This is a genomic window from Streptomyces sp. NBC_01381 (genome assembly GCF_026340305.1).
Classification (GTDB): Bacteria; Actinomycetota; Actinomycetes; order Streptomycetales; family Streptomycetaceae; genus Streptomyces.
The window spans coordinates 3,248,206-3,274,724 of sequence record NZ_JAPEPI010000002.1; the positions used below are offsets into that span (position 1 = coordinate 3,248,206).

The window sequence follows — 26,519 nt, forward strand, 5'->3', positions numbered from 1 at the left end:
TATACGGGCGACCTATACAAGCGTCATAGACGGCCGTATGGTTTCCGTCATGACGCAGACAGCGGCACGCCGACTTCCCGCACAGCCCGGCCCTTCAGCCGCCTTCGCGCGCTTCGTGCTCTGCGGCGGCGGGGTGGGCGTCGCCTCCAGCGGCGCGGTGGTCGCGGTGGCGTCCTGGCTGCCGTGGGCCGTGGCCAACGCCCTGGTCACCGTCGCGTCGACGGTGCTCGCCACCGAACTGCACAGTCGCTTCACCTTCGGGGTGCGGGGCGGCAGCCGGCTGCGCATGCACCTGCAGAGCGCCGGGACGGCGGTGGCCGCGTACGCCGTGACCACCCTCGCCATGGGGGTGCTGCACTGCCTGCGCCCCGAGCCCGGCGCCCTGTGCGAGCAGGCCGTCTACCTCGGGGCTTCCGGTGTCGCGGGCATCGGCAGGTTCCTGGTGCTGCGCCTGGTCGTCTTCGTCCGGCCGTCGCCTCAGACCTTGCCGTCGCCGTCGCCCTCGCTTGACGCCGCACGCAGCCGCTCATGCACGGCGTACGACGCGGCCGCGCCGGAGGCGGCACGCACCCTCGTCCCGCCGTCGACCAGGAGATCCGCCCCCGTCACCCATTCGGCCGCGTCGGACACGAGCCATGCCACGGCCCCCGCGACGTCCTGCGGTTCCCCGATGCGGCCGAGCGGCAGGCCCGCGGCGAGCCGCTCCTGCGCGCCCTCCCAGACGAAGCGGGCGAGTTCGGTGCGGACCAGGCCGGGGGAGACCGAGTTGACCCGCACCAACGGGGCCAGCTCGCCCGCGAGTTGGGCGGTCAGGTGCAGGAGCGCGGCCTTGCTCGTGCCGTACGCGCCCACGTTGGGTCCCACGTGGGTGGCGCCCTCCGAGCAGACGTTCACCACGCGGCCGCCGTGCTCGCCCATCCAGGCCCGCCAGGCCAGTTGGGTCAGGCGCAGCGCGGCCTCGACGTTCAGGGCGAAGGCGTCGCGCCACCGGGTGAGGTCGACGTCCATCAGCGCGCCGTAGGGGGCGTTCGTCGCGGCGTTGTTCACCAGCACGTCGAGCCGCCCGAACTCCCTTGCCGCCAGGGCCACACAGGCCTCGGCGTGGCCGGGGTCGGCCACGTCACCGGCGAGGCCGACCGCATCGGCGCCCCGGGCCCGGAGCTCAGAGACCGCGGTCCGCAGCGCGTCCGCGTCGCGGGCGGTGACGACGAGGCGGTGCCCGGACTCCGCGAGGGCGTGCGCGACCGCGAGCCCGATTCCCCGCGAGGCACCGGTCGTCAGAGCCACCGGGGTCTCCTGTGCCGGCCGAGAAGTCATCCGCGTACGGTCCCACGAAGTCCCCGAAAGGCCCATGGGCGCGGTCCCGATGGGGAGTTCGGGGTCCGATGCCGACCCCGGGTCCACCCCGTGTTGACCCCCACACCGTCACCAAGTGTCTGAAATCCACTCCTTCGCCTGCCCCCATCGAGCGCGGGCGCGCTCATTTGGTTAACCTGGGGCGAACGGACGGCCGCAAGGGATCTACAAGCTCCCCCAAGCCGCCCCGGGACAGGCTCGCAACCATGGCCGCGGTCCCGCCCGACAACCGGCGCCACCGCGACCGAACTGCCCTTGTCCTTCCGTTACGCGACACAAAGGAGTGCGCGGTGACACCAGATCTGACGAAGCAGGAAAAGCGACCGGCGGAGCGCGGCGGCGAGCGGGCCGGACGGCCTCGCAAGCTGAGCAATCTCGACTCGTGGGCCAAGGCCGCCCCGATCCGGCTCGCCGGATACGAGGACGACCTCGCGGAGCCGCACATCCTCCCCGGTATCGACTGATCCGACCGCTTCGCCGCGTGCCCCCGCCGACCCGGCGGGGGCGCACGGCGTTGTGGAGCTCGGGGTATCGGCCACCTGGAGCGGCAGGCCGGGCTCCTACCGGTCCAGAAGGGACTGCAGCAGCGACGCGTACTGGGTGCCCGTGTCGAACGGCGCGTAGCGGGCCGTTGTGCCCGCGCTGGTGCACGGAAGAAGCCGGACGACGGCTCCACGGCAAGGGCGTGGGTGGTCCTTTCTCCTGCCCCACCCCTCGGTGGCCCAGGAACCGCGAGCGGGCACTGGCGGCGTATGTCTGCTTCTCGTGGTCGGGCCGGGCGTAGAAGCGCCGTGTCTCGTCGAACGCGGGGCCCGTCAACGCTTCTGGTACTCCGTGACGGCGGGCGAAGAAGAACCCCGGGCGACGGCACGCCTCACCGAGCACGGCGACGCCTTCGCCCGGGTCCAAGTCCACCGAGGGGATGGCTGCTTCCGTGCCGTGTGTCGATTCCACGCCCGTGTCACCTCCGGTAGATGACGATCCCGGCTGGCTACGCTCCGAGCCATGAGCGGACCTGTATTGGTGATCGAGTTGGCGGAGGTCGTCCCCCGCGCGTCGATCCAGCGAGTCCGCGAGTTTCTGGTTCGCTCCGCGGCGCGGTTTGAGGAGAAGCGGGTCGGCGAGTATGACGTGAGCATTCACGCGGAGAGCCTCGGCATCATGGACACCGGGGACGTTGACGGGCGTCGGCCCGTCCTGGTCTCTCTGATGGGACCAGGCATCGGCAACGAGGCTGTCTTCGAGGCCGAACACGCCGACGAGGTCGACCAGGAATCTCTCATCGGCTTCGCACCGACCCACGCCGTCGACGTCATCGCGTTCTGCAACAGCCAGCCCATCGTGGCCGGCCTTCCGGGCATCGTCGCTGCGCCGACCGATCCGTGGCCCGCCGCATACGGCTCAGCGGAATTCCTCAGAGCCTGGGCCCGACAGCCCGGCTTCCGTCTCCTGAAGTAGCCGGAACTCATCCTACGAGCGCCGCGGCGGGCTCGGTCACGGCCGAAGGCACCTCTCAGGTGTGTCCCCGCCATGTGAATGACGGGGACACGCGGATGAACCGGACCGTTGTGACCGGACCTCAGTCCGTCACTTCGAGCTCGTGCAGGCCGTTGTAGTCGCCCTTGCCCAGGTAGCTCTTGTCGTTGCTGCAGCGGTCCGCGGACGGTGTCATCGTGAGGTTCTCGTGGCCGCTCGGCACGTGGCCGAGGCCGAAGGCGTGGCCGAACTCGTGGGTCATCGTGGACTCGAGGTAGAACTCGCTGAAGCAGGTGTTCCCGGCGCGCAGGAACGGTGCCTCGCTCTGGTTGTCGTTGATCTCGATGTCGGCCTCGTCGATGTACCAGCCGAACCACCAGGACTCGTACGCGCAGGTGGTCGCCAGGACTCCGGCGCGCCGGTCCCCGAAGGCGACGACGCTGTCGCCGTCTTCGTCGTCGCAGGACTCGAGGCCGATGTTGGTCCCGCTGTCCGTGGTGCCTTCGTACGTCGCGTCGTCGGAGTCGAGATCTTCGGCGAGACCGCAGTTGTTGCGGCCGAAGTCGATGTTGTCGGCCGACTCCGTGACCTCGTTCTTGATGGTCTCGCCGTCGAGATAGCCGGGCACGGAGCCTTGGTTGAAGCGCCACTCCATGGGGTCGTCGTCCCAGCTGTCGCCGTCCTTGCTGAAGGCGTACTCGCCGTCGTCGCACTTGGCCGGTGCCGACTTGGTGCCGACCGCCGGGTCGCCGGCTCGGCGCACCGTGGTCGTCACCTTGCCGTCGTGACGCCGGACGTTGATGCTCAACGGCTGGTCCGGCGCGGCGTCCTCGCTCAGCTGTACCGAGTACGTGACGCCCTTGTTCTCCTGCGTCGGCACGCGGACGCCGAGGTCCCCCACCTTGATGAGCCGGCCGCGCAGATCGCAGTCCGCGAGCGAGACCGTTCTGCCGATGACGTCTGCCGGGACGGCGCGGTCGCTGTCGCAGTACGCCGCCAGTGGCGACTTCTCCGTATCCGACGGGTTCTGTGCGGCCTGTGATGATCCGGTGGACAGGCCACCGAACAGCCCGGCGAGCGCGACCGTGGTAACGGCCAGATGCCTGGCTTTGCTGCGCATGTATCCCCCTGGTGTGTCGGTCACGTACTTGACGTAGTCATGACGTGGTCATGTCAGGAAAGCATTCCCCGTGATCGGTCGTCGAGCCATAAAGCAGGTCATGACGCGGAATGTCTGGATCCGGGTGCATGACGGCAACGGGCTCGCCTGATTCATCCGATGGGTCCGCGCAAATGTCCAAGTCCGCGCTGCGCGCTATGCATTGACACCCTCATGAGGCGCTTGAATCATCGGACGTCATGACCGTCCTGCGCTCGATCTTCGCGCCCCGCCCCCGCTCCCGCCCGCACCGGAGACGGCTGCGGGGCACCGTGGCCGCCCTGCTGCTGCTCGCCGCCCCGGTCCCGGCCACCGCCCAGGCGACCCCGTCGGCAGCCGCGGAGCCGCCCCGCACCGTCCCCGCGCTCACCGACTGGACGCCGGGGGAGGGGAGTTACTCCTACGGCCCGGACACCCGCCTCGTCGCCCGCGGGAAGGCGGCGCGCCAGGTCGCCCGCACCCTCGCCGACGATCTGCGCGCGGCGGGCGAGGGCCGCGTGCCGGTCGCCGACGTCACCCCGCGCGACGGCGACATCGTGATCGACGTCGACCCGGCGCGCGAGCGGCTCGGCCGCGAGGGGTACGAACTCCGCGCCGGCGAACGCCTTGAGATCACCGGGGCGACCGAGGCCGGTGCCTTCTACGGCACCCGCACGCTCCTCCAACTCCTCGCCCAGGGCGACCGCGTGCCCGCCGGCCGCACCGTCGACGTGCCCCAGTACAAGGAGCGGGGCGTCGGCGTCTGCGCCTGCTACATCCACGTCTCCACGCCCTGGCTGGAGAACCTCGTACGCGACATGGCGTACAACAAACAGAACCAACTGCTGCTCGAACTGAAGGTGAAGAGCGACAAGCACCCCGAGGCCAACAGCTGGGGCTACTACACCAAGAGCGAGATCCGCCGCCTCGTCGCGCTCGGCGAGAAGTACCACGTCACGATCGTTCCCGAGATCAACTCGCCGGGCCACATGGACCCTTGGCTGGAAAACCGCACCGACCTGCAGCTCACCGACTCCGACGGAAAGCCGCAGCCGTCCCGCCTCGACATCACCAAGGACGAGGCCTTCGCCTACTACACGAGCCTCATCGACGAGTACGCCGAGGTGTTCCCCGCCAAGTCCTGGCACATGGGCGCCGACGAATACATGCTCGGCTCTGACTTCGCCAAGTACCCGCACATCCTGGAGTACGCGCGCAAGAAGTACGGCGCGAACGCGACCCCGCAGGACGCATTCGTCGACTTCATCAACCGCGTGCACGCCTACGCGACGCGGCAGGGCAAGCAACTGCGCATCTGGAACGACGGCCTGACCGGTGCCAACACCGTGCCCGTCGCCGCCGGGACGAGCGTCGAGCACTGGCTGGACGTGCAGACCAAGCCGAGCCAACTCATCGCGCAGGGCCACCCGTTGCAGAACGCCGCGTACGCCCTCTATCTCGTACGCGGCGGCTTCCACACGAACACCAAGGCGCTCTACGACCAGGCCTGGGATCCGCGCAGCTTCGAGGGCGAGAAGCTGGCCTCACGGGACGGCATCACCGGGGCGAAGATCAGCCTGTGGCCCGACAACGGGCGCGGTGAGACCGAGAACCAGGTCGCGGCCGCCATGGCGATGCCGCTCAGCCACATCGCCCAGGTGACGTGGGGCGCGGCGCACCCCGACCCGACGTACGCGGACTTCACCGCCCGTGCCGACACGGTGGGCCACGCGCCCGGCTGGCGGGACCTCACACGGACCCCGGTCGCCGACGGGACATACACCCTCCGGGACACCAAGGGCCATGCGAAGCCTGCCCGTTACGAGATCAAGCGCACCGCCGACGGCTATGTGACCCTCAAGTCCGCGTCGAGCGGCGCGTGCCTGGAGACCCGCAGCGGCAAGCTCACGCTCAACGTGCCGTTGCAGCCCGGCACGGCCGTTACCGAGGAGACCTGCGACCCGGCGAACACCCTGCAGCGCTGGCAGCTCACGGAGAGGGCCGGTGGTTACCGGCTCACCAACGCCATCACACGCATGAGCGCGCACGTCACCGACGACGGACGGATCCTCCAGTACCCGGACGACCAACAGCCGCCCGCCGCATGGACATTGACCACCCGCTGACCGACCCGGCCCGCGTGATCTCAATCCGACCCCCGAGGGAGACCCGCACCCCCATGACCGTCAGCAGACGCATCTTCATGGCCGCCGCCGTCACCACGGCCGTCACCGCGTCGAGCACCTCGCTCGCGTCGGCCGCCGCGACCCGCCCCGGTGGCGCCGAACCGCCGTACCGCATCCCGATCAGCCCCGAGGACACCCCGGACGAAGTCATCGCCAAGGCCGCCCAAGTGCGGCCCACGGAACGGCAGATCGCCTGGCAGCGCCTGGAGCAGACCGCGTTTCTGCACTTCGGCGTCAACACATTCACCGGCCTCGAATGGGGCACGGGCGACGAGGACCCCGACGTCTTCCAGCCGTCCGGGCTCGACACCGACCAGTGGGCCAGGGCCCTGCGCGACGGCGGGTTCAAGCTCGCCATCCTCACCGTCAAACACCACGACGGCTTCGTGCTCTACCCCTCGCGCTACACCAAGCACAGTGTGGTGAGCAGCAGTTGGCAGGGCGGCAAGGGCGACGTTCTGCGCTCCTTCGCCGACTCGCTGCGGCGCCACGACATCAAGGTGGGCGTCTACATCTCGCCCGCCGACGAGAACCAGTACCTCGACGGCGTCTACGCCAACGGAAGCAAGCGCTCGCCCCGCACCATCCCCACGCTCACGGCCGACGACGACCGGACGGGCGACGACCTGCGCTCCTTCACCCTCGACGCCACCGACTACGGCGCCCACATGCTCAACCAGCTCTACGAAGTGCTCACCGAGTACGGCCCGGTCGACGAGGTGTGGTTCGACGGGGCGCAGGGCCGCATCCCGCCGGAGAAGGTGGAAACGTACGACTGGGACAGCTGGTACGCGGTCGTCCGCGCCCTGGCGCCGAACGCGACGGTCGCCGTGCGCGGGCCGGATGTCCGGTGGGTCGGCAACGAGGGCGGGCTCGCGCGGGAGAACGAGTGGAGCGTCGTGCCGGTCAAGGACTCCGGCAACGGCAGCATCGACTATGCGCTCAAGTACGACGCGCCCGACCAGGGCAGCAGGGAGGCGCTGGCCGAGGCGCGGGCGGTCGCCCAGTACGTGCAGTGGTGGCCGGCGGAGTGCGATGTCTCGATCCGGCCGGGATGGTTCTACCACGAGGACCAACAGCCCAAGTCCGTAGAGCAGTTGACGGACATCTGGTTCCGCTCGGTGGGCCGCAACTCGGTGCTGCTCCTGAACATCCCGCCGGACAAGCGGGGACTGCTGCCGGACGCCGATGTGGCGCGACTGCGGGAGTTCCGCGAGCGACTCGGGCGCGAGCTGCCGGAGGACTTCGCGCGGGGCGCGCGGGTTCGGGGGGACGGGGCGTGTGCGGGGCACGCGGTGGACGGTGACCCGGACTCGGCGTGGAAGTGCCCGGCCCCTTCGCGGGGGACGCTGACCGTCGACCTCGGGCAGGAGCGGGGCGTCGACCGGATCCGGCTCGGGGAGGACATTCGCCGGGGGCAGCAGTTGGAGGGGGCGGTGATCGAGGCACGGGCGTCGTCCGGTGGGGAGTGGTCTGTCGTGACGGAGGTTGCGACGGTGGGCGCGAGTCGCGTGCTCGCGCTGGCCTCACCGGTGAGGGCCCGGGAGTGGCGGCTGCGGGTGACTGCGTCGCGAGGGGCGGTGCGGTTGGCGGAGTTCGGGTTGTACGGGGCGCGGGTGTAGGGCGGCTTCTCTTTCCCCAACCCCGCCCCTTCCCGAAAATTCCGGCTTCGCCGGCCGCGAGGTGGCCGTAGATCACCGGCTCCGCCGAGTTCGTCCTCAAACGCCGGACAGGCTGGAGGGGTGGGCGGGCAACTGCGGAGATTCGGGTGGGTGGGCGGGAAAGAATCCGCCGCGAAGCGGCGGCGTGGTTCGGGCGCGCGGCCAACGATGGCGAAGGCGCCCGGACGGGATGCGCTGCGGGGCAATCGGGTGGGTGGGCGGGAAAAGATCCGCCGCGAAGCGGCGGTCTTGAGCGGAACCCCGGTGGACGCTCAGCCCCCGCCCACACCCCCCGTACTCTCCCGCTCGATCAGCCGAGGCAACGGCACCTGCACAGTGGCCGCAGGCTCACCGTCGATCAGCGCGAGCAACTCCCGCGCCGCCGTCCGCCCGAAGGACACCGTGTCGCGCGACAGCGCCGTCAGCCACGGGTGCACCATCCGGCACAGCGCCGAGTCCTCCCATGCCACCACCGACACATCCCCGGGCACACTGAAGCCGAGGGACGAAGCCGCGGCGACCCCCGCCACCGCCATCACGTCGTTGTCGTACACGAGCGCCGTCGGCGGCGACGCGGCGCCGAGCACCCGCCGCGTCACGGCCGCGCCCTCCGCGTCGGAGTAGTCGGTGGTCACCGAGCGGACCTCGGACAGGTCCCGGCGCCCCGCCTCCGACCGCAGCGTACGGATCCGCCGCTCCGTGTGCGCGAGGCCGGGAAGGCCCGCGATGTGCACGATGCGACGATGCCCGAGGCCGTACAGATGGTCCACGACGGTCGCCATCGCTCCAGCGTCGTCCGCCCAGACCGTGGAGAGCCCCGGATGCGCCGCGTCCGGATCCGGCGCTCCTCCCGTCACCACGGCCGGAAGACCCAGCTCGTCGAGGAGCGCCGGGCGCGGATCGTCCGTGCGCGGGTCCACGACCAGGACGCCGTCAACGCGGTGCTCGGCCCACCACCGCTGATAGACCGCGCACTCGGCGGCCACGTCCTCCACCACCTGGAAGAGCAGGCCCAGGTGACGCTCCGCCAGGACTTCCTGGATGCCCGAGATCAGCTGCAGGAAGAACGAGTCGACGCCGAGCGTCCCCGCGGGCCGTGCCACCACGAGTCCCACCGTCGCCGAGCCCTCACCCGACAGTGCGCGCGCCGCCGTGCTCGGCCGCCAGCCCAGCTGCTCGGCGACCCTGCGGACACGGTCGCGGGTGACGTCGGAGACTCCGGGCCGGTCGTTGAGCGCGAAGGAGACGGCGCTCTCGGAGACTCCGGCGCGGCGTGCGATGTCCTTCATGGTCGGCCGGCGTGCCGGTGACCGCTTGCCTTGCACCCGTGTTGCCCCTTTCCCGTTGCCCGCATACTAATGCGCTTGAGCCCGCCCACTCTAAAGCGCATTAGTCGATCCCCGCAAGAACTTCAACACACCTCTCTGACCTGCGGAGTTGGCGTCCTCGCCAAGGATTCTTCAACGAATCCATTGACTTTTTACCCGCGTTCCATGCAGGGTCTGCCTCACGCTGGGCCGAGCAAAGGAGCCGTTTCACCGTGCGCATCTCCCGTCATCCCCGCATCCACCGAAGGGCAGTCGCCGCTGCCGCCGCCATCGCCGTGCTCCTGCCGCTGAGCGCCTGCGGGGACGGGGGCGAAGGGGGCGGATCGAAGGACGCCTCCGGCAAGATCGAGGGCGAGATCACCTTCCAGTCCTGGAATCTGAAGGCCAACTTCAAGTCGTACTTCGAGGGCGTCGTCGACGGCTTCGAGAAGAAGTACCCGGACACGAAGGTGAATTGGGTCGACCAGCCCGGCGAGGGCTACGCCGACAAGATCAGTGCCGACGCCGCCGCGGGCACCCTCCCCGACGTCGTGAACGTCTCGCCCGACCTGGTGGCCCCGCTAGCCAAGGCGGGCCTCGCACTCGACCTCGACAAGGCCGCGGGCAAGTACGAGAAGGAGTACCTGCCGGGCGCGTGGCAGAGCCACCAGATACCGGGCACGGAGGGGACGTACGCCTTCCCCTGGTATCTGAACACCGGGCCGCTCTTCTACAACAAGCGGCTCTTCAAGGACGCCGGGCTCGACGCCGACAAGCCGCCGAAGACGTTCGACGAACTCTTCGAAGCCTCCCTGCAGATGTCGGAGAAGAGCAAGGGCAAGACCGCCACGCTCGCCAACATCCCCGCCATCGAGGACTTCGGGCGCTACGGCGTACCGCTGATGGACAAGGAAGGGACCAAGTTCACCTTCAACGGCCCCAAGGGGGTCGAACTCCTCAAGAAGTACAAGGAGTTGTACGACGCGAAGGCCCTTGACGGGCAGGCGCTGAACGCGACGCCCGAGTCCACGGGCAAGAAGTTCCTCACCGAGGCCGTCGCCATGAACCCCGGAAGCGCCCTGGACCTCGGCAAGTTCAAGAAGGAAGCGCCCGGTCTCTACAAGAACATCGGGATCACCCCGCAGATCACCAACAACGGCAAGGACAACATGTACGTGATGGGGGTGATGGTGAACACCCGCACCAAGCACACGCCCGCCGCCGTCGCCTTCGCGCACTACGTCACGGACGCGCAGCATCAGATGTCCTTCGCCAAGAAGGTCGCGATCTTCCCCAGTACGCAAGGCTCGCTCGACGACCCGTACTTCACCAAGCAGGACGGTACGGACGACACGCGCGTGCGGATCGCCGCCGCCAAGTCCATCAAGACCGCGGTGAATTACACGCCGGTGCAGTTCAGCGAGCAGATGAAGATCGAGCTGCGCAACAGCGTCGGCAAGGCCCTGCAGGGCAAGGAGAGCCCCCAAGAAGCGCTTGACAACGCTGTCAAGAACTGTGACCGGTTGCTGAAGCAGAGCTGAGACGATCCGGGACCGCCACCATGAAAAGCTCAAGCGCCGCCACCGCGCCACGCCCGGCACCGTCCCGCGGTCGCATCCGGCGTCAACTGCCGTCCAGCCCCTGGCTGTTCGCCGCACCTGGACTCGCGATCGTGGGGATCTTCATCCTCTATCCGTTCGTCAGCACGGTCATCAACTCCTTCACCGACAAACGGACCCTGATCCCGGGGGAGTACGTCGGCCTGGACAACTTCCGTGAGCTGCTGCACGACGAGATGTTCTGGATCGGCCTGCGCAACAGCACGCTGTACGTCGTCGGGGTCGTCCCCGCGCTCGTCCTGCTGCCCCTGCTGCTCGCGATGCTCGTCCAGAAGCACATCCCCGGCATCACCTTCTTCCGGTCCGCCTTCTACACGCCGGTGGTCGCGTCCGTCGTCGTGGTGGGCCTGATCTGGGTGTGGATGCTGGATGAACGGGGCCTGGTCAACGCGGTGCTGGAAGCCGTGGGCGTCGGCAAGGTCGGCTTCCTCAGCGACCAGTGGCTGCTGCTGCTCAGCGCCATGGCGGTCACGGTCTGGAAGGGCCTCGGCTACTACATGATCATTTATCTCGCGGCGCTCGCCAACGTCCCCCGCGAGCTCCACGAGGCGGCGTCGGTGGACGGCGCCGGAGCGGTCCGCCGCTTCTTCACCGTCACCGTGCCCGCCGTGCGCTCCACGATGGTCCTGGTCGCCGCGCTGTCCTCGGTCGCCGCCTTCAAGGTGTTCTCCGAGGTCTATCTGATGGCAGGACCCAACGGCGGTCCCGCGGGCGAGGACACGACGCTCGTGATGCTGGTGCAGCGCGTCGGCACCGGCCTCACCGGCCGCGTCGGCTACGCCTCGGCCATCTCCGTCGTCGTCTTCGTCGTCACCGTCGCGCTGATGCTGCTCGTGCTGCGGGCGGACCGGAAGGAGGACGCGTGAGCATCGCGACCGACGCACGCAAGACCGAGCAGCCGGCGCGGACCGGCGAGAAGCCCCGCAAGAAGGGCACCCGGCGGGGGCGGATCACCGACGAGAACGGCCGCCGGATGCCGGTGTGGGAGATCGTCCTGCGCTACGCACTCCTGCTCGGCGTACTCGCGCTGATGATCGGCCCGTTCCTGTGGCAGCTGTCCACGTCCCTGAAGGGACCGCACGAGAACATCTTCAGCTCGCCCCCGAAATTCCTGCCGTCCGAGCCGACCCTCCACAACTACGAGCGCGTCGCCGACACCATCCCCGTCTGGGACTACGCCCTCAACTCCCTGAAGGTGGCCACCGCCAACGTGGTGACCAACTGCGTGGGCGCCACCCTCGCCGGCTACGCCCTCGCCCGCCTCCGCTACCGCGGCCGCAAGGTCGCCACCCTCGTCTTCATCCTCGCCATGCTGGTGCCGGTGGAGGGCATCATCATCGCCCAGTTCACGACCATGCGGGAGCTGGGCCTGAACAACACCCTCATCGGCGTACTCCTGCCCGGCTGCATCTCGGCGCTCAATGTGCTGCTCATGCGCAACGCGTTCCTCAATCTGCCGTACGAGGTCGAAGAGGCGGCCTACGTCGACGGCGCGAACGTATGGCAGCGGTTCTCCCGGATCGCCCTGCCCGCGGTCAAGGGAACCCTCGCCGTGGTCGCGATCTTCGCCTTCATGGGCGCCTGGGACGACTTCCTCTGGCCGCTGATCGTGCTGAGCGACCCGGACCGGTTCACCCTGACCATCGGCCTGAACTATCTGCACGGCACCTTCGCCAACGACGAACGGCTCGTCGCGGCGGGCACGGTCATCGCCGTCCTGCCGCTGATCGCTCTCTTCGCCTGTCTGCAGCGGTACTTCTTCCGCGGGGTGGGCGAAGGGGCGGTCAAAGGCTGAGGCCGTCCCCTTAGTTCATCCAGTTCGTCCAGTTCATCGCCGTACCGGAGATCATCCCCCCCGCACCCCCGAGAACCAGGACTCGTATGCCTCGCACGCCTTCTGACGTGGTGCGCTTCGGCGCCAACTACACGCCGAGCCAAGGGTGGTTCCACCACTGGCTCGACTTCGACCTCGACGCCGTGCGCGCCGACCTCGACTCGATCGCCGCGCTCGGCCTCGACCACATCCGGGTCTTCCCCATCTGGCCGTACTTCCAGCCCAACCGCACCCTGATCAGGCCGCGCGCCGTCGAGCAGCTGGTCGCGCTCGCGGACGCCGCCGCCGAGCGCGGACTCGACGTCAACGTCGACGGACTGCAGGGCCATCTGTCGAGCTTCGACTTCCTGCCCGCGTGGACGCAGACCTGGCACCGGCGGAACATCTTCACCGATCCGGACGTGGTGGCGGGGCAGGCCGAGTATCTGCGCACGCTCGCCGCGGCGCTCGCCGACCGGCCGAACTTCATCGGCATGACCATCGGCAACGAGGTCAACCAGTTCTCGGCGGGGCCGCATCCCGACCCGGACAGGATCACCGAGGAGCAGGCGGAGGCGTGGCTGACGCGGGTGCTCGCCGCGTGCGAGGAGGGCGCCCCCGGCAAGCTGCATCTGCATGCCGAGTACGACGCCGCCTGGTACCAGGACGACCAGCCCTTCACCCCGGCGCAGGCGGCCCGGCTTGGGGGCGCGACCGCCGTGCACTCCTGGGTGTTCAACGGGACGGCGCAGCGGCATGGGCGGGAGGGGGTGGCCACCGCGCACCACGCCGCGTACATGATCGAACTGTCCAAGGCGTGGGCGGACGATCCGCACCGTCCCGTCTGGCTCCAGGAGGTCGGGGCGCCCGCGCCCCTCATCCCGGCCGAGCACGCGGCCGCCTTCACCGAGGCGACGGTGGCGGCGGCGCTGGACTGTGCCGATGTGTGGGGCGTGACGTGGTGGTGCTCCCACGACGTGTCGCGGTCGCTGGCGGACTTTCCCGAACTCGAGTACAGCCTGGGTCTGTTGACCAATGACGGGCGGGTGAAGCCGGGGGGTGCGGCGTTGGCGCGGATCGCCAAGGAGTGGCGGGGGCGGGGGCAGGCGCCGGCGCCTCGGACGACTGCGGTGGTCGTGGATGGTGCCGTCTCCCGGCGCTCGGAGTGTGCGCCGGGAGGGGTGGCGTTCGAGGCGTTCGCTCGCCTCGTGGCGGATGGGGTGCGCCCCGCGGTGGTCCTCGCCGGACGGGTGGGGGATGCGGAGCATCTCGCCGCGCGGGGCATTACGGAGGTCGTGTCGCCGGGGGAGGTGAGCTAGCCCTTCCCGAAACTGGGGCTCCGCCCCAGACCCCGATCAAGACCGCCGCTTCGCGGCGGATCTTTCCCGCCCACCCACCCGATTGCCCCGCAATTGCCCGCCCACCCGATGAGCCAGGTTCATTTCAGCCCGTCCGGCGTTTGAGGACGAACTCGGCGGAGCCGGTGATCTACGGCCACTGGTGGCGGCGAAGCCGGTTTCGGGAAGGGGCGGGCTTGGGGAAGGCCCCGCAGGGCCCAACACCCGCACCCAACACACGCCCACCCGGGAGACCCCCATGCACGACGACCGCACCCTCATCGAAGCCCGCCTCAAGCGCGTCCTCGACGAGCGCATCCGCCCCGCCGTATACCCGGAATCCGTCCCCCTGGACGTAGCCGTATGGACCGCCCCGGGCGAGCCCGTCCCCGTAGCCGAAGGCCTCGCCGCCGCCCCCGAGCCGACCACCGTCGGCGCCCGCTGGGGCGCCCCCTGGGCCACCAGCTGGTTCCGGGTGACCGGCACCGTCCCCCAGGAGTGGGCCGGGAAGACCGTCGAGGCAATCCTCGACCTCGGCTTCGACGAGAACATGCCCGGCTTCCAGTGCGAAGGCCTCGTCTACTGCCCCGACGGCACCCCGGTGAAGGGCCTCAACCCCCGCAACCAGTGGGTCAGGATCGCCGCCCCGGCGACCGGCGGCGAAGACGTCCAGCTGCACATCGAGGCCGCGTCCAACCCCGTCATCCTCGACTACCACCCCTTCCTGCCCACCCAGCTCGGCGACAAGGAGACGGCCGGCAGCGAGCCCCAGTACCAGCTCGCCCGCATGGACCTCGCCGTCTTCGACGAGACGGTGTGGCAGCTCGTCATCGACCTCGAAGTGCTCGGCGAGCTCATGCGGGAGCTGCCCGAGGACTCCGGGCGGCGCTACGCGATCGTGCGCGCCATCGGCCGCGCCCTCGACGCCGTCGACCTCCAGGACGTCAACGGCAGCGCACCCGCCGCCCGCGCCGAACTCGAAGGCGTCCTCGCCACCCCCGCCGAGCCGTCCGCGCACCGCATCAGCGCCGTCGGCCACGCGCACATCGATTCCGCGTGGCTGTGGCCGCTGCGCGAGACGGTGCGGAAGGTCGCCCGTACGACCTCCAACATGACCGCGCTCATCGAGGACGAACCGGACTTCGTCTTCGCCATGTCGCAGGCGCAGCAGTGGGCGTGGGTGAAGGAGCACCGGCCCGAGGTGTGGGCGAAGGTCAAGAAGGCCGTCGCCGACGGGCGGTTCGTGCCGGCCGGCGGCATGTGGGTCGAGTCGGACACGAACATGCCGGGCTCGGAGGCGATGGCCCGTCAGTTCGTGTACGGCAAGCGGTTCTTCCTCGACGAGTTCGGCGTCGAGAACGACGAGGCCTGGCTGCCGGACACCTTCGGGTTCGCGGCCGGGCTTCCGCAGATCATCAAGGCCGCGGGCTCCAAGTGGCTGCTCACGCAGAAGATCTCCTGGTCGCAGACCAACCGCTTCCCGCACCACACCTTCAACTGGGAGGGCATCGACGGGACCCGGATCTTCACCCACTTCCCGCCCGTCGATACGTACAACTGCTCCATGAAGGGCAGCGAGATCGCCCACGCGGCGAAGAACTTCAAGGACAAGGGTGTTGCCCGGCACTCGCTCGCGCCCACCGGCTGGGGTGACGGAGGCGGTGGCACCACGCGCGAGATGATCGCGAAGGCGGGACGGCTGCGGAACCTGGAGGGCTCGGCGACCGTCGAGTGGGAGACCCCCGCGGCCTTCTTCGAGAAGGCGGAGGCCGAGTACCCGAACGCACCTGTCTGGGTCGGCGAGTTGTACCTCGAACTGCACCGTGCCACCCTCACCAGCCAGGCCGGCACCAAGCAGGGCAACCGCCGCAGCGAGCATCTGCTGCGGGAGGCGGAGCTGTGGGCCGCGACCGCGGCCGTGCGCGATGCCGAATTCGCCTACCCCTACGAGCAGTTGGACCGGATCTGGAAGACGGTCCTGCTCCATCAGTTCCACGACATCCTGCCCGGCTCGTCCATCGCCTGGGTGCACCGGGAGGCGCGGGCCACCTACGCGGCGGTCGCCGACGAGCTGAACGGCATCATCGACGCGGCCCAGCGTGCGCTGGCGGGGGACGGCGGCACGGGAACCCTCGTCTTCAACTCCACCCCGCACACCCGCGACGGCGTCCCGGCGGGAGGCGCGCGCCCCGCCCTCGTCGACGGGCAGTCGTCGATCGCCTCGCGGGCAAACGGGGGTTACGTCCTGGACAACGGACTGCTGCGGGTCGAGATCGACGCCCGGGGTCTCATCGTCTCGGCGTACGACATCGCCGCCGACCGGGAGACCGTCGCACCCGGCCAGGTGGCGAACCTGCCGCAGATCCACGCCGACTTCCCGAACATGTGGGACGCGTGGGACGTCGACGAGTTCTACCGCAACACCGTCACCGATCTCACCGACGCGGATGAGGTCGTGCCGGGGGATGACGGCGCTTCGGTCCGTGTCGTGCGCGCCTTCGGGGACTCGAAGCTCACGCAGGTCCTGTCCCTGGCGCCCGGCGCCACGCGTCTGGACATCGACACCGAGGTCGACTGGCACGAGACGGAGAAGTTCCTGAAGCTGGCCTTTCCGCTGGACATCCACGCCGAGCGGTACGCGTCGGAGACCCAGTTCGGCCACTTCTACCGCGCCACGCACACCAACACGAGCTGGGAGGCCGCCAAGTTCGAGGCGTGCAACCACCGCTTCGTGCACATGGAGGAGCCGGGCTGGGGTGTCGCACTGGTCAACGACTCGACGTACGGGCATGACGTGACGCGGACGGTCCGGGAGCCGGACGCCGGGACGACCACGACCGTGCGTGTCTCGCTCCTTCGCGCCCCCCGTTTCCCCGACCCCGAGACGGACCAGGGCGTGCACCGGTTCCGGCATGCGCTGGTGCCGGGGGCGGCGATCGGCGACGCCGTGCGGGAGGGGTACCGGATCAACCTTCCGGAGCGCCGGATCGCCGGTGGCGCGGAGGTGGCCCCCTTGGTGACCGTCGACAACGACGCGGTCGTCGTCACCGCGGTCAAGCTGGCCGACGACGGCAGCGGTGACGTGGTGGTCCGTTTCCATGAATCGCGCGGCGGCCGGGCGCGGGCCACGCTGACGGCGGGCTTCGGCATCGGCTCGGTGACGGTGACGGACCTGCTGGAGCGTCCGCTGGCCGACGCCCCGTCCCCGGAGCGGGTGGGAGAGGGCGTCGCGGTGCGGCTGCGGCCGTTCGAGCTGGTGACGCTGCGGCTGACCAGGGCGTGATCCGCAGGCGATCCCGCTTCTGAAGACCGCCGGAGGGGCTGTGGCGACGGGCCCCTCCGGCGGTCTTGGCCGGTCAGCCGGTGATGGTCACGCAGGGCAGGCCCACGCTCTCGCCGCCGCGGAAGCCCTCCGCGCAGAGGCGGGTGCCCGCCGGGAAGTGGCGCTGGGGGTACGCCTGGTCCCGGTAGGTCCGGAACTTGGCGACGTCCTCCACCTTGGTGTTGGCGCTCCAGCCGTTGGTGGTCCACACGCGCGCCCTGATGCTGTGCGGCTGGTTGGTGTTGGTGACCGACACCTCCACCCGGCCCAGATAGGTCCCTGAGTCGTACGTCTCGATGCAGACCGAGTGGTTGCACCACTTGCCGTCGGCGACCGCCGACGGGCCCGCGGCGATGACGCAGCCGAGTGCGGCGGCCACTGCCGCGATCCAGGTGGCGAGCTTCTTGGTGATCTCGTGCATGGTGGAAAGCCCCTCAATCCTTCGTCATGGCCCGCGACGGAATCGCCGGGCCCCGGCAGACCAACGCGACGCAAGATCGTCAGTTACGCGCATTCCCACTGGCTCGTCACAGCGTTCTCTGACTAAAGTCAGAGAATGAACTCAGCGGACCGAATGGACCCAGCGGACCCGGCGGACCCGGCGGACGCGGCGGGCGAAATGCCCCAGGGGCAGATCGAACAGGTGCGTAGGTTCAATCGCACCGTCACCGAGCGTGTGGGCGTGCTGCACGACCGCTACCTGGGCCGCGACCGGCCCATCGGCGAGGCCCGGCTGCTCTGGGAGATCGGCGCGGGCGGCCAGGACGTACGGCGGCTGCGCGAGCGCCTCGGGCTCGACTCCGGGTACGTGAGCCGGCTGCTCCGCTCACTGGAGGCCGACGGGCTCGTGGCCGTGGAGCCGCAGCCCCGGGACAGGCGGGTGCGCACCGTCCGGCTCACCGAAGCGGGCCTCGCGGAGCGTGCCCTGCTCGACGACAGCAGCGACGAGCTTGCGGGCGCCATCCTGGAGCCGCTCAACGCCGATCAGCGCGCCCGGCTCGTGGCCGCCATGGCCGAGGTCGACCGCCTGCTCACCGCCGGCACGGTCACGCTCGACGTCGTCGACCCGGACCACCCGGACGCCCGGCACTGCCTGCTGTCCTACTTCGCCGAGCTGCGGGAGCGCTTCGACACGGGCTTCGACCCCGAGCGGAGCCTGCTGCCCGACGCCGGTGAACTCCGGCCGCCGCACGGCCTGTTCCTCGTTGCGCGGACGCATGGCGAGCCAATCGGCTGCGCCGGTCTGAAGCTGCCGCCCGGCGCCCCGGCCGAGATCAAACGCATGTGGGTCGCGCCGCACGCGCGGGGTCTCGGCCTCGCCCGCCGGTTCCTCGCCGACCTGGAGGCGCGGGCCGTCCGGCACGGCTGTGAAGCGCTGCGCCTGGACACCAACAAGGCACTCAGTGCCGCGATCGGCCTGTACCGTTCCTTCGGTTTCCAGGAGGTCGCCGCCTTCAATGACGAGCCGTACGCCCATCACTGGTTCGAGAAGCCCTTGCCGGTCACGGGCTCTTCTCCGGGCCCCAGGCCTGCGGCCCGGCCCCGCGCCACTCGATGAGCTCCGGGTCGTCGATCGCCGTGTCGGCCTCGGGCAGGCCCGCTCGGCGCAGGAACTCCAGCACATCGAACAGGTAGAAGGCCGTTCCCACGTCTTCACCGCGGATCGTGACCCGCCGGCCACCGTCAGGCGACGGCGGGTGCACGACCACAGGGGCATGTCCTGACATATGTCAATGATGCCGCTGGCGGCGTGCCTGTGCACGCCACCGCTCGCGGACCAGCGAGACGCCGACCACCAGCGCCGCGAGGAGCACGGACAGCAGCACCTGGATACGACCGCCGCCCGGACTGTCGTCAGTGAGCATGTAGACCAGGATGAACGAGATCATCGCGATGGTGACCCACGTCAGATACGGGAAGAGCCACATCCGGACGATGAGCTTCTCCGGGTTCTCGCGCAGGATGATGCCGCGCATCCGCAGCTGCGAGAAGCAGATCACCAGCCAGACGAAGAGCGCGACCGCGCCGGAGGAGTTCAGCAGGAACTGGAACACCGTGTCCGGCCACAGGTAGTTGAAGCCGACCGCGACGAAGCCGAAGACGACGGAGGCCAGGATCGCGGCCTGCGGGACGCCCCGCCCGTTCGTCCGGGCGAAGGCCTTCGGGGCGTCGCCGCGCCGGCTGAGGGAGAAGGCCATGCGGGACGCGGTGTAGAGCCCGGAGTTCAGACAGGAGAGCACCGCGGTCAGGACGATGACGTTCATGACCTGGCCGGCGTGCGGAATGCCGATCGAGTCGAGGGCCGCGACGTACGAGCCCTTCTTCTCGATCGAGGGGTCGTTCCAGGGGAGCAGGGAGACCACGACGAGGATCGAGCCCAGGTAGAAGACGCCGACCCGCCAGATGACGCTCTTGGTGGCCTTGGCGACGGCCCGCTGCGGGTCCTTGGACTCACCGGCGGCGAGGGTGACGATCTCGCTGCCCATGAAGGAGAAGACGACCATCAGTACGCCGGTGAGGATGGCGCTGGGGCCGTGGGGCAGGAATCCGCCGTGCGAGGTGAGGTTGCCGAAGCCGGTGGCGGCGTTGTCCGAGCCGGGCAGCACATCGAAGATCGCCAGGGCGCCGACGCCGATGAAGGCGGCGATGGCGACGACCTTGATGCCCGCGAACCAGAACTCGAACTCGCCGAAGGAGGCGACCGATGCGAGGTTGGTGGCGGTCAGCACGGTCATCACGATGAGCGCCCAGCCCCACTGCGGTACGGCCGGTATCCAGCCGTTGAGGATGACGGCACCTGCGGTGGCCTCCACCGCGAGCACGACGACCCAGAAGAACCAGTAGAGCCAGCCGATGGAGAAGCCGGCCCAGCGGCCGAGCGCCCGGTCCGCGTACGCCGAGAAGGACCCCGATGTCGGGTCGGCGGCGGCCATCTCGCCGAGCATCCGCATCACCATGACGACCAGGGTGCCGACCAGCGCGTACGACAGCAGGATGCCGGGACCCGCGGCGGCGATGCCGGAGGCGGAGCCCACGAACAGGCCCGCTCCGATGACACCGCCGATGGCGATCATGGACAGATGGCGGTTCTTGAGGCCGGACCGCAGCTCCGAATCGTGCGGAGCCGTGCGGTCCCCAGGGGGAGCGGGAGGAGAGTCCGCGGGGGCAGGAGGAAGTGAAGTCATCTCGACATCCAGTGAGTTGGGACGGGTCGTGCGAGGGGTGACTACGTGCTGGATCGCCTTGGCGGCACATCGCCTCGGTGACAAGGCGGGAGCGGGCCGCGCTCTCCGTGTTCCGGCGCGGGGCAGGGGGATGGGGACGTGACGGCTGCCGCGCTGTAGCCCTTCGCGCCGCCTCCTTGTGAGAGGTGAGCCGCGTCACTGCCGGAATGGATTTGCGACAGCGTATGCGGGGAGACGAGGCGGATTATTTGTGAGCAGCCACAAAACCCCCCTCGATCACTGGCCGGTCGGCCAATGCCGAATCCGGGATGCGCGGGGACCATGGGGCCGCCCGTGCGCGGGCACCGGCCGGGACGTCAGCTGGCCGGCCGGACAGGGCTGCGGGGCATTCCTTGGCCTGCGGTACAAGGGCCTCGTCCCGGCCCCGGCCTAGCGTGAGTGGCTCCAGACCACCCCCCGAACGCGTCGATCAAGGGAGCTCCATGCACGGGGACGACATGCCGGGTCAGCCAGACGGAACGGCGGGCACCTCCGCGGACGGAACAGCGGACGAAACAGCGGACGGAACAGCCGACGGCATCGTGGTGATCGGCGCGACCCCGCTGGCCCGCCGGGTCTGCGCGGCCCTGTGGGAGAGCGGGCACCCGGTGGACCACCTCGCCGCGCCGGACGACCAGGACCTCCGGCAGGCGCTCGCCGCCCAGCCGGCCCGCGTGGCCGTCCTCGTGGGCGACGACCTCGCCGCGCTCCGCTACGCGCTGGCGGTACGGCACGTCAGCAGCACCGTCCGGATCGTCGTCACGGTCTTCGACCGGACCGTGGCGCAGCAGCTCAAGGCCCTGCTGCGCCGCTGCGAGCCGGTCTCGCCCGCCGACCTCATCGCGCCGACCCTGGCCGGCCTGTGCGTCGACCCCGAGGCCCGCGACGTACTCGCCGTATGGGATGACGGGGACGGCGCCGTGGCGGTCCGCCGACGCGAGGGACGCCTTGTCGAGACGCCATGGCGGCCCTCTCCCGCGGCGCGGCGGCGAGCACTGTCGGGGCGGCTGCGCGGTCAGCTGCAGCCCCACGACGCGGACGCCCGTCTGCTGCTCATCGGTCTGCTCGGCATCGCGACGGTCCTCACGCTGGACTGGCTGTGGCTGGTCGCCGTCTTCCACAAGCCGGCCAGCACCGCCTTCCTGGAGGCCGCCCGGGTCGTCAGCGGCGTCGGCCCGGCAGCCCCGCACGACGGCCATCCCGTCTACGAGTGGGTCTCCGGGGCGGCGATGCTGATCACGGTGGGCTTCACCGCCCTGCTGACCGCGGGAATCGTCGACCGGCTCTTCGGGCCGCGCCTGGTCGGGGTCCTGGGGCCGCGGGTGCTGCCCCGTGCCGGGCACGTCATCGTGGTGGGGCTCGGCCAGGTCGGCCTGCGGCTGTGCCAGACGCTGCGTCAGCTGGGGGTGCCGGTGGTCGGGGTCGAGCGTGAGCCGGCCGCCCCGAATCTCCGTCTCGCACGGTCGATGGGCATCCCGGTGGTGCTCGCGCACGGCGAGGATCGTGCGGTGCTCGCACGGCTCGGTCTGGGGCGCGCTCACGCGCTCGCCGCGGTCGGCTCCGAGGAGTTGGACAACATCGCCGTCGCGGTCGCCGCCCATGGCGTGGCGCCCGATGTCCGGGTGGTGCTCAGGGCGGGCGAGGACGAGGCGATCGCCGAGACCCGCTCGCTGCTTCCTCTCGGTCTGACCCGCGACATCACCCGGACCAGCGCGGCATACGTGACCGCTCACCTGACCGGCGCCATGCCCCGCCGTGTCATCGCCGACGCCGACTGCGACCATGTCGACCTGCCCGGTCGCGGCCTCGTCGCCTGGCCGGTCCCGGCCCGGGACGACTGCGGGCGAGCCGTGCCCTGCGGCGCGCTCACACCGCGTCGTCCGGTGGAATCTGCTGCTCGGTCCAGATGATCTTGCCGGTCGACGTGTAGCGGGTGCCCCACCGCCGGGTGAGCTGCGCGACGATGAAAAGACCACGCCCGCCCTCGTCGGTGGTGCGGGCGTGCCGCAGGCGCGGTGCGGAGCTGCCGGAGTCGGAGACCTCGCAGATCAGGGCGGCCTGCCGGATCAGCCGCAAGGTGATCGGTCCGGTGGCGTGCCGGATGGCGTTGGTGACCAGTTCGCTGACGATCAGCTCGGTGGTGAAGAGCAGATCGTCCAGGCCCCACTCCGCCAGCTGCCGTCCTGCGAGGCTGCGGGCATCGGCGACCACGGCCGGGTCGGACGGCAGGTCCCAGGAGGCGACCTGGTGGGCACCGAGGGCGCGGGTCCTGGCGAGCAGCAGGGCGGCGTCGTCGGACGGCGGCCGTGTGAGGAGCGCCTTGACCACGCTCCGGCCGATCTCCTCAAGGTTCGGTCCGGTCACCGCCAGGGCGTTGCTCAGCCGGGCGAGACCGACGTCGATGTCCCGGTCGCAGGTCTCGATCAGGCCATTGGTGTAGAGGGCGAGCAGGCTGCCCTCGGCCAGCTCGAACTCGACGGGTTCGAAGGGCAGCGCCCCGAGGCCGAGCGGCGGTCCCGCGGGCAGGTCGGGGAAGTCGACGGCGCCGTCGGGGGTGACGATCGCGGGCGGCAGGTGGCCGGCCCGGGCCATCGTGCAGCGCCTGCTGACCGGGTCGTACACGGCGTACAGACAGGTGGCCCCCGTGAAGGTGGCGGCCACGCTCTCGTTCCCCGCATCCGCCGATTCGGCGGAGCCGTGCTGCTCGACGAGCCCGATGACCAGGTCGTCGAGGCGGGCGAGGAGTTCATCGGGCGGCAGATCCAGGTTGGCCAGCGTCTGCACGGCGGTGCGCAGGCGTCCCATGGTGGCCGCGGCGTTGATGCCGTGTCCGACGACGTCCCCGACGACCAGGGCGACGCGGGCCCCGGACAGCGGGATCACGTCGAACCAGTCCCCGCCGACACCGCTCGGGGCGTCCGCGGGGAAGTACCACGAGGCCACGTCGACGGCGGATCCCCCGGCCAGGTCGTGCGGCAGCAGATTGCGCTGCATCACGCGGGCCGCGACGCGCTCACGGGTGAAGCGGCGGGCGTTGTCGACACACACCGCGGCGCGGGCGACGAGTTCCTCGGCGAGCTGGATGTCGCCCTCCTCGAACGGGCCGAGCCGCCGGGACCGTACGAAGGTCGCAGCGCCCAGGGTGGCACCGCGCGCGAGGAGCGGCACGACGAGCACCGAGCGGAAGTCGAAGTCGCGGATGTCGGCGGCCCGCGCCGGGTCGTCGGTGACCCATCCGCTGGTGGCCGCGTCAAGGATCGGTTCGACCAGGGACCGGCTCTCCAGGAGGCAGCGGGAGATCGGCGACGAGGGCGAGCGCGGGACGGCTTCGCCCACGGCCCGACTGGATTCCGGGCAGCCCTCACGGACCGACTGCTGGCCCGACCGGCGCAGGGCGGGTGCGCCGTCGACCGGGCCGGGCACCGGCTCCTGGCCGCTGATGACCGAGTCGAGCAGGTCGACGGTGACGAAGTCGGCCAGCGGCGGCACGCTGACGTCGGCCAGTTCCTGCGCGGTCCGTGTGACATCCAGCGTGCTGCCGATCCGGGCACCGGCGTTGTTCAGCAGGGCAAGGCGTCCCTGGGCCTGCCAGCGCTCGGTGATGTCGATGACCATGTACCAGATGCCGACGCGCCGGCCGTGCGGGTCCTCCAGGCCGAAGAACGAGGCCGAGTAGACGCGCTCCTCGTGGGGGTCCGCGTACGTGGGGCTGCGGAATTCGTACTCCATGACCGGGGACCCGGTCTCCAGGACATGGCGCATCCGCGCGTCGAACGCCTCGGCCTCCAGCTTCGGCAGCACCTCGCTCACCAGCCGGCCGAGCCGGCGCTCCAGGGGGATCAGGCGTTCCAGTACGTCGTTGACCCAGACGTAGCGCAGATCGGTGTCCAGTACGGCCATGCCCACGGGTGCGTGGGCGAGGAACGGCTCCAGCATCAGCTGGTTCACCCCGCCGCCCGGCACCCGCCATTCCTTGAGCGCGAGGACGGACCAGCGCTCCCGTCCCGCCGCGTCGACGAGCGGCGTCACCTGCACCGCGAGTTGTACGCTCCGGCCGTCGCGGTGGCGTGCCGCGACCGAGCCGCTCCAGCCGTCCGCGGCGCGGCACCAGTTGGCGACGGCGGCCGCTCGCGCCTCGTCCCCCGGGATCGCGAGCAGTTGGGCCGCAGGACGGTTCAGGATCTCTTCGGCCGGGTGGCCGAGCAGCCGCTCGGCCGCCCTGGTCCACCCGATGACGGTTCCCGCCGCGTCCAGTTCGGCCATGGCGGCGCTGGCGATGTCACATGCTCGGTCCGAGCCGTCCGGCAGGGCATTCTCCGAGGTCATCTTCGCCAGCCCGTCATCAGCCCGTCATCTCAACTGCGCATTAGTGCACATTCTAGTGAGAATCACCCGGAAAGCCGCAGCTGCAGCATGGCGAGCAGCCGCTGATCGGGACGGCTCAGATCGAGACCGGTCAGCTGCTCGGCCCGCCCGATCCGGTAGCGCACGGTGTTGGGGTGCACATGCAGCTGGGCGGCGGCCGCCCGCACATCGCCGAAGGCGTTCAGGTACGCCAGGATCGACTCGGCAAGCCGCCCTTGATGCCGGCTGTCATGGGCGGTCACGGCGGTCAGCCGGGGGTCCCGCATGTCGGTGCGGTCGGCGAGCAGCGCAAGCACTTCGCTGACCAGGACCTCCGCCTGGATGTCCGGCAGCGCGGCGACCGTGGTGGCGACATCGGCGTTCACCATGGCGTCGAGGATCCGGTCCGCCTCCCGGCGCGACTGGGGGACCTTGCCGAGGCCCGGCACGATGCAGCCGACCGATCCGCGCAGCACCAGGCCCAGGTGGCGGCGTGCGGTGTCGGCGATGTCCTGCCCCCAGCCGCGCAGCGTGCCGATGTCGATGCTGCGCGGCAGCTGCGGGAGCAGGACGTAGATGCGGTGATCGCCCTCCGTGACCAGGGCGGCGCGGTGCCGGGCTGCGGTGTGCACCGAGATCAGGTTGGTGACCTCGGCGCGGGCCAGCTCGGCTCCGGTGGCCTCGGTCGCCCCGTACGAGAAGCCGAGCACCGCGGCCGGGCGGGCGGCGTCGAGGCCCAGGTGGGCGGCGAGCGGCTGCGGGCCGCTGCTGCCCTCCAGGAGCCCGGCCGCGAGGGTGCGGGCGAGCGTCACGTCCGCCGAGAGCTCCCGGCGGCGGCGCACCAGGTGGAGCGCGGCGACCCGGGCCGCGCCGAGCAGCGCCTGGTCCGAGCGCTCGGTCAGCGGCGTCGACCCCTCCTGGACCCAGATGGTGCCCAGCTGCCGGTCCCCCGACCGGATGGCGATCGCGAGCCGGCGGCGGATCCCCAACTCGGGGTGGCTGTCGACATTGATCACGTCGTCGGAGGTGCGAAGCCGCTGGAACACACCCCATTCGCGCAGGCGTGCCAGATACGCCTCCGGGCCCTGCCACCCCAGGATGGACTGCCGCCGCAGGTCGTCGGCCCCGTCGTGGTCGGCGGAGCGCGAGTAGGCGAGGACCCGGTTGGCGGTGTCCTCGATGCTGACGATGCCGCCGGTGAGCATGGCGGTGGTCTGCGCGAGCGAGAAGAGGTCGCCCTCATCGGCGTCCTCGGTGGAGCCGTCCACGGGTGCGTCGTCGAGGGCGGCCCTGGCGATCGCGTCCACCTGGTCCCAGCGCGCCTCGCCGCGCACCGAAAGCAGCGCGACCCCCGCCTCGGCTGCGGTCTCGCTGAGGGCGGCGGCCTGTCCCGGAGCGTCCACCTTGACGGCGACGGCGGCGGCTCCGTCGCGCCCGGCCGCCCGCAGCGCGGGGAAGGCGGCGCGGCCACGGACACCGATGGCGAGCACCAGCTCCCCGGGGTGGGCGACCGGCGGATCCTCGGGATCGAGCAGGGTCACACTGCGGATCTCGACGTCGAGGCCCGCGGGTGCGGTCTGCAGCTCCACCAAGGGCTCGCCGAGCGACATCAGCAGCTGGCGCAGGCTGATGCCGGCGGTGGGTGGTCCCGCGGCGGGTGAATCCATGGTCGGCGCCTCTGCTCGGGTCGGGTGGCCTGGCCTCATGGCGAGGACGAGTGGCCTGGCCTCATGGCG

At 70.3% G+C, this 26,519-nt stretch carries 20 protein-coding genes and 1 pseudogene; 11 read left to right on the plus strand and 10 right to left on the minus strand.

Translation table 11 applies throughout. The features are described 5' to 3' along the window. Nucleotides 1-12: 12 nt before the first annotated feature. Nucleotides 13-345 (minus strand): hypothetical protein, encoded by a 333-nt coding sequence (locus OG453_RS45230; RefSeq protein ID WP_323178702.1) that lies wholly within the window; start codon nt 343-345, stop codon nt 13-15. Between the two features lie 132 nt (nt 346-477). Continuing rightward, on the minus strand, nt 478-1,317 hold the full coding sequence (locus OG453_RS35820) for an SDR family oxidoreductase (RefSeq protein WP_266872713.1): 840 nt from the start codon (nt 1,315-1,317) through the stop codon (nt 478-480). A gap of 329 nt (nt 1,318-1,646) precedes the next feature. Between OG453_RS35820 and OG453_RS35825 the strand changes: the two genes are divergently transcribed. Further along, entirely contained in the window at nt 1,647-1,820 is a 174-nt protein-coding gene (locus OG453_RS35825; protein WP_167828876.1) for a hypothetical protein, read from the plus strand. A gap of 217 nt (nt 1,821-2,037) precedes the next feature. Here the strand turns inward: OG453_RS35825 and OG453_RS45415 are convergent. Next, nucleotides 2,038-2,310 (minus strand): annotated as a pseudogene (locus OG453_RS45415) (2-oxoglutarate and iron-dependent oxygenase domain-containing protein); the annotation flags it as partial. A gap of 51 nt (nt 2,311-2,361) precedes the next feature. Here OG453_RS45415 and OG453_RS35830 point away from each other — a divergent pair. Next, entirely contained in the window at nt 2,362-2,814 is a 453-nt protein-coding gene (locus OG453_RS35830) for a DUF6368 family protein (RefSeq protein ID WP_266872714.1), read from the plus strand. Nucleotides 2,815-2,935: 121 nt separating this feature from the next. Here OG453_RS35830 and OG453_RS35835 read toward each other — a convergent pair whose 3' ends face one another. Next, nucleotides 2,936-3,952, minus strand: coding sequence for a matrixin family metalloprotease (locus OG453_RS35835; protein ID WP_266872715.1), 1,017 nt, complete (start codon nt 3,950-3,952; stop codon nt 2,936-2,938). Nucleotides 3,953-4,191: 239 nt separating this feature from the next. Between OG453_RS35835 and OG453_RS35840 the strand changes: the two genes are divergently transcribed. Both OG453_RS35840 and OG453_RS35845 read left to right on the plus strand, forming a co-directional pair. Then, nucleotides 4,192-6,096, plus strand: a complete 1,905-nt coding sequence (locus OG453_RS35840) for a family 20 glycosylhydrolase (protein ID WP_266872716.1) — start codon at nt 4,192-4,194, stop codon at nt 6,094-6,096. Between the two features lie 53 nt (nt 6,097-6,149). Further along, nucleotides 6,150-7,778, plus strand: coding sequence for an alpha-L-fucosidase (locus OG453_RS35845; protein ID WP_266872717.1), 1,629 nt, complete (start codon nt 6,150-6,152; stop codon nt 7,776-7,778). 311 nt (nt 7,779-8,089) lie between these two features. Here the strand turns inward: OG453_RS35845 and OG453_RS35850 are convergent, their stop codons facing one another. After that, a complete protein-coding gene (locus tag OG453_RS35850) occupies nt 8,090-9,106 on the minus strand; it encodes a LacI family DNA-binding transcriptional regulator (protein ID WP_266872718.1) in 1,017 nt (338 codons plus the stop codon). Nucleotides 9,107-9,357: 251 nt separating this feature from the next. Between OG453_RS35850 and OG453_RS35855 the strand changes: the two genes are divergently transcribed. From OG453_RS35855 to OG453_RS35875, 5 genes are all read left to right on the plus strand, one after another. Next, nucleotides 9,358-10,665, plus strand: coding sequence for an extracellular solute-binding protein (locus OG453_RS35855; RefSeq protein ID WP_266872719.1), 1,308 nt, complete (start codon nt 9,358-9,360; stop codon nt 10,663-10,665). Between the two features lie 20 nt (nt 10,666-10,685). Then, nucleotides 10,686-11,609, plus strand: a complete 924-nt coding sequence (locus OG453_RS35860; protein ID WP_266872720.1) for a carbohydrate ABC transporter permease — start codon at nt 10,686-10,688, stop codon at nt 11,607-11,609. Beyond that, nucleotides 11,606-12,538 carry a carbohydrate ABC transporter permease gene (locus OG453_RS35865; protein WP_266872721.1) on the plus strand — a complete coding sequence of 311 codons (933 nt, stop codon included), beginning with the start codon at nt 11,606-11,608 and terminating at the stop codon, nt 12,536-12,538. Before OG453_RS35860 ends, OG453_RS35865 begins: the two co-directional genes overlap by 4 nt. An 86-nt stretch (nt 12,539-12,624) precedes the next feature. Beyond that, nucleotides 12,625-13,875 (plus strand): glycosyl hydrolase, encoded by a 1,251-nt coding sequence (locus OG453_RS35870; RefSeq protein ID WP_266872722.1) that lies wholly within the window; start codon nt 12,625-12,627, stop codon nt 13,873-13,875. A 277-nt stretch (nt 13,876-14,152) separates the two neighbouring features. Next, nucleotides 14,153-17,176: a glycoside hydrolase family 38 C-terminal domain-containing protein gene (locus OG453_RS35875; RefSeq protein WP_266872723.1), complete on the plus strand. Its 3,024-nt coding sequence runs from the start codon at nt 14,153-14,155 to the stop codon at nt 17,174-17,176. Nucleotides 17,177-17,249: 73 nt separating this feature from the next. On the opposite strand, the gene OG453_RS35880 is transcribed toward OG453_RS35875, so the two are convergent. After that, entirely contained in the window at nt 17,250-17,636 is a 387-nt protein-coding gene (locus tag OG453_RS35880; RefSeq protein WP_266872724.1) for a hypothetical protein, read from the minus strand. Nucleotides 17,637-17,834: 198 nt separating this feature from the next. Here OG453_RS35880 and OG453_RS35885 point away from each other — a divergent pair, with 198 nt between their 5' ends. Continuing rightward, nucleotides 17,835-18,773 carry a helix-turn-helix domain-containing GNAT family N-acetyltransferase gene (locus tag OG453_RS35885; RefSeq protein ID WP_266873254.1) on the plus strand — a complete coding sequence of 313 codons (939 nt, stop codon included), beginning with the start codon at nt 17,835-17,837 and terminating at the stop codon, nt 18,771-18,773. Here the strand turns inward: OG453_RS35885 and OG453_RS35890 are convergent. Both OG453_RS35890 and OG453_RS35895 read right to left on the minus strand, forming a co-directional pair. Next, complete coding sequence (locus tag OG453_RS35890; RefSeq protein ID WP_266872725.1) at nt 18,718-18,942, minus strand: hypothetical protein; 225 nt, start codon at nt 18,940-18,942, stop codon at nt 18,718-18,720. The genes OG453_RS35885 and OG453_RS35890 overlap by 56 nt on opposite strands. A gap of 3 nt (nt 18,943-18,945) precedes the next feature. After that, entirely contained in the window at nt 18,946-20,400 is a 1,455-nt protein-coding gene (locus tag OG453_RS35895; protein WP_266872726.1) for an amino acid permease, read from the minus strand. Between the two features lie 497 nt (nt 20,401-20,897). Here OG453_RS35895 and OG453_RS35900 point away from each other — a divergent pair, with 497 nt between their 5' ends. Then, nucleotides 20,898-22,349: an NAD-binding protein gene (locus OG453_RS35900; protein WP_266872727.1), complete on the plus strand. Its 1,452-nt coding sequence runs from the start codon at nt 20,898-20,900 to the stop codon at nt 22,347-22,349. On the opposite strand, the gene OG453_RS35905 is transcribed toward OG453_RS35900, so the two are convergent. Both OG453_RS35905 and OG453_RS35910 read right to left on the minus strand, forming a co-directional pair. Beyond that, the gene (locus OG453_RS35905; protein ID WP_266872728.1) at nt 22,306-24,765 is read right to left on the minus strand and encodes a SpoIIE family protein phosphatase; all 2,460 of its coding nucleotides are present in this window, start codon (nt 24,763-24,765) and stop codon (nt 22,306-22,308) included. The two genes, OG453_RS35900 and OG453_RS35905, sit on opposite strands and share 44 nt — an antisense overlap. Before the next feature lie 62 nt (nt 24,766-24,827). Continuing rightward, the gene (locus tag OG453_RS35910; RefSeq protein ID WP_266872729.1) at nt 24,828-26,450 is read right to left on the minus strand and encodes a CdaR family transcriptional regulator; all 1,623 of its coding nucleotides are present in this window, start codon (nt 26,448-26,450) and stop codon (nt 24,828-24,830) included. Between the last annotated feature and the right edge of the window lie 69 nt (nt 26,451-26,519).

Coding starts and splice junctions, on each gene's coding strand:
- OG453_RS45230 (WP_323178702.1), bottom strand. CDS start 345: ATGGCGAGGGTGGTCACGGCGTACGCGGCCACCGCCGTCCCGGCGCTC.
- OG453_RS35820 (WP_266872713.1), bottom strand. CDS start 1,317: ATGACTTCTCGGCCGGCACAGGAGACCCCGGTGGCTCTGACGACCGGT.
- OG453_RS35830 (WP_266872714.1), top strand. CDS start 2,362: ATGAGCGGACCTGTATTGGTGATCGAGTTGGCGGAGGTCGTCCCCCGC.
- OG453_RS35835 (WP_266872715.1), bottom strand. CDS start 3,952: ATGCGCAGCAAAGCCAGGCATCTGGCCGTTACCACGGTCGCGCTCGCC.
- OG453_RS35840 (WP_266872716.1), top strand. CDS start 4,192: ATGACCGTCCTGCGCTCGATCTTCGCGCCCCGCCCCCGCTCCCGCCCG.
- OG453_RS35845 (WP_266872717.1), top strand. CDS start 6,150: ATGACCGTCAGCAGACGCATCTTCATGGCCGCCGCCGTCACCACGGCC.
- OG453_RS35850 (WP_266872718.1), bottom strand. CDS start 9,106: ATGAAGGACATCGCACGCCGCGCCGGAGTCTCCGAGAGCGCCGTCTCC.
- OG453_RS35860 (WP_266872720.1), top strand. CDS start 10,686: ATGAAAAGCTCAAGCGCCGCCACCGCGCCACGCCCGGCACCGTCCCGC.
- OG453_RS35870 (WP_266872722.1), top strand. CDS start 12,625: ATGCCTCGCACGCCTTCTGACGTGGTGCGCTTCGGCGCCAACTACACG.
- OG453_RS35875 (WP_266872723.1), top strand. CDS start 14,153: ATGCACGACGACCGCACCCTCATCGAAGCCCGCCTCAAGCGCGTCCTC.
- OG453_RS35880 (WP_266872724.1), bottom strand. CDS start 17,636: ATGCACGAGATCACCAAGAAGCTCGCCACCTGGATCGCGGCAGTGGCC.
- OG453_RS35885 (WP_266873254.1), top strand. CDS start 17,835: ATGCCCCAGGGGCAGATCGAACAGGTGCGTAGGTTCAATCGCACCGTC.
- OG453_RS35890 (WP_266872725.1), bottom strand. CDS start 18,942: ATGTCAGGACATGCCCCTGTGGTCGTGCACCCGCCGTCGCCTGACGGT.
- OG453_RS35895 (WP_266872726.1), bottom strand. CDS start 20,400: ATGACTTCACTTCCTCCTGCCCCCGCGGACTCTCCTCCCGCTCCCCCT.
- OG453_RS35900 (WP_266872727.1), top strand. CDS start 20,898: ATGCCGGGTCAGCCAGACGGAACGGCGGGCACCTCCGCGGACGGAACA.
- OG453_RS35905 (WP_266872728.1), bottom strand. CDS start 24,765: ATGACCTCGGAGAATGCCCTGCCGGACGGCTCGGACCGAGCATGTGAC.
- OG453_RS35910 (WP_266872729.1), bottom strand. CDS start 26,450: ATGGATTCACCCGCCGCGGGACCACCCACCGCCGGCATCAGCCTGCGC.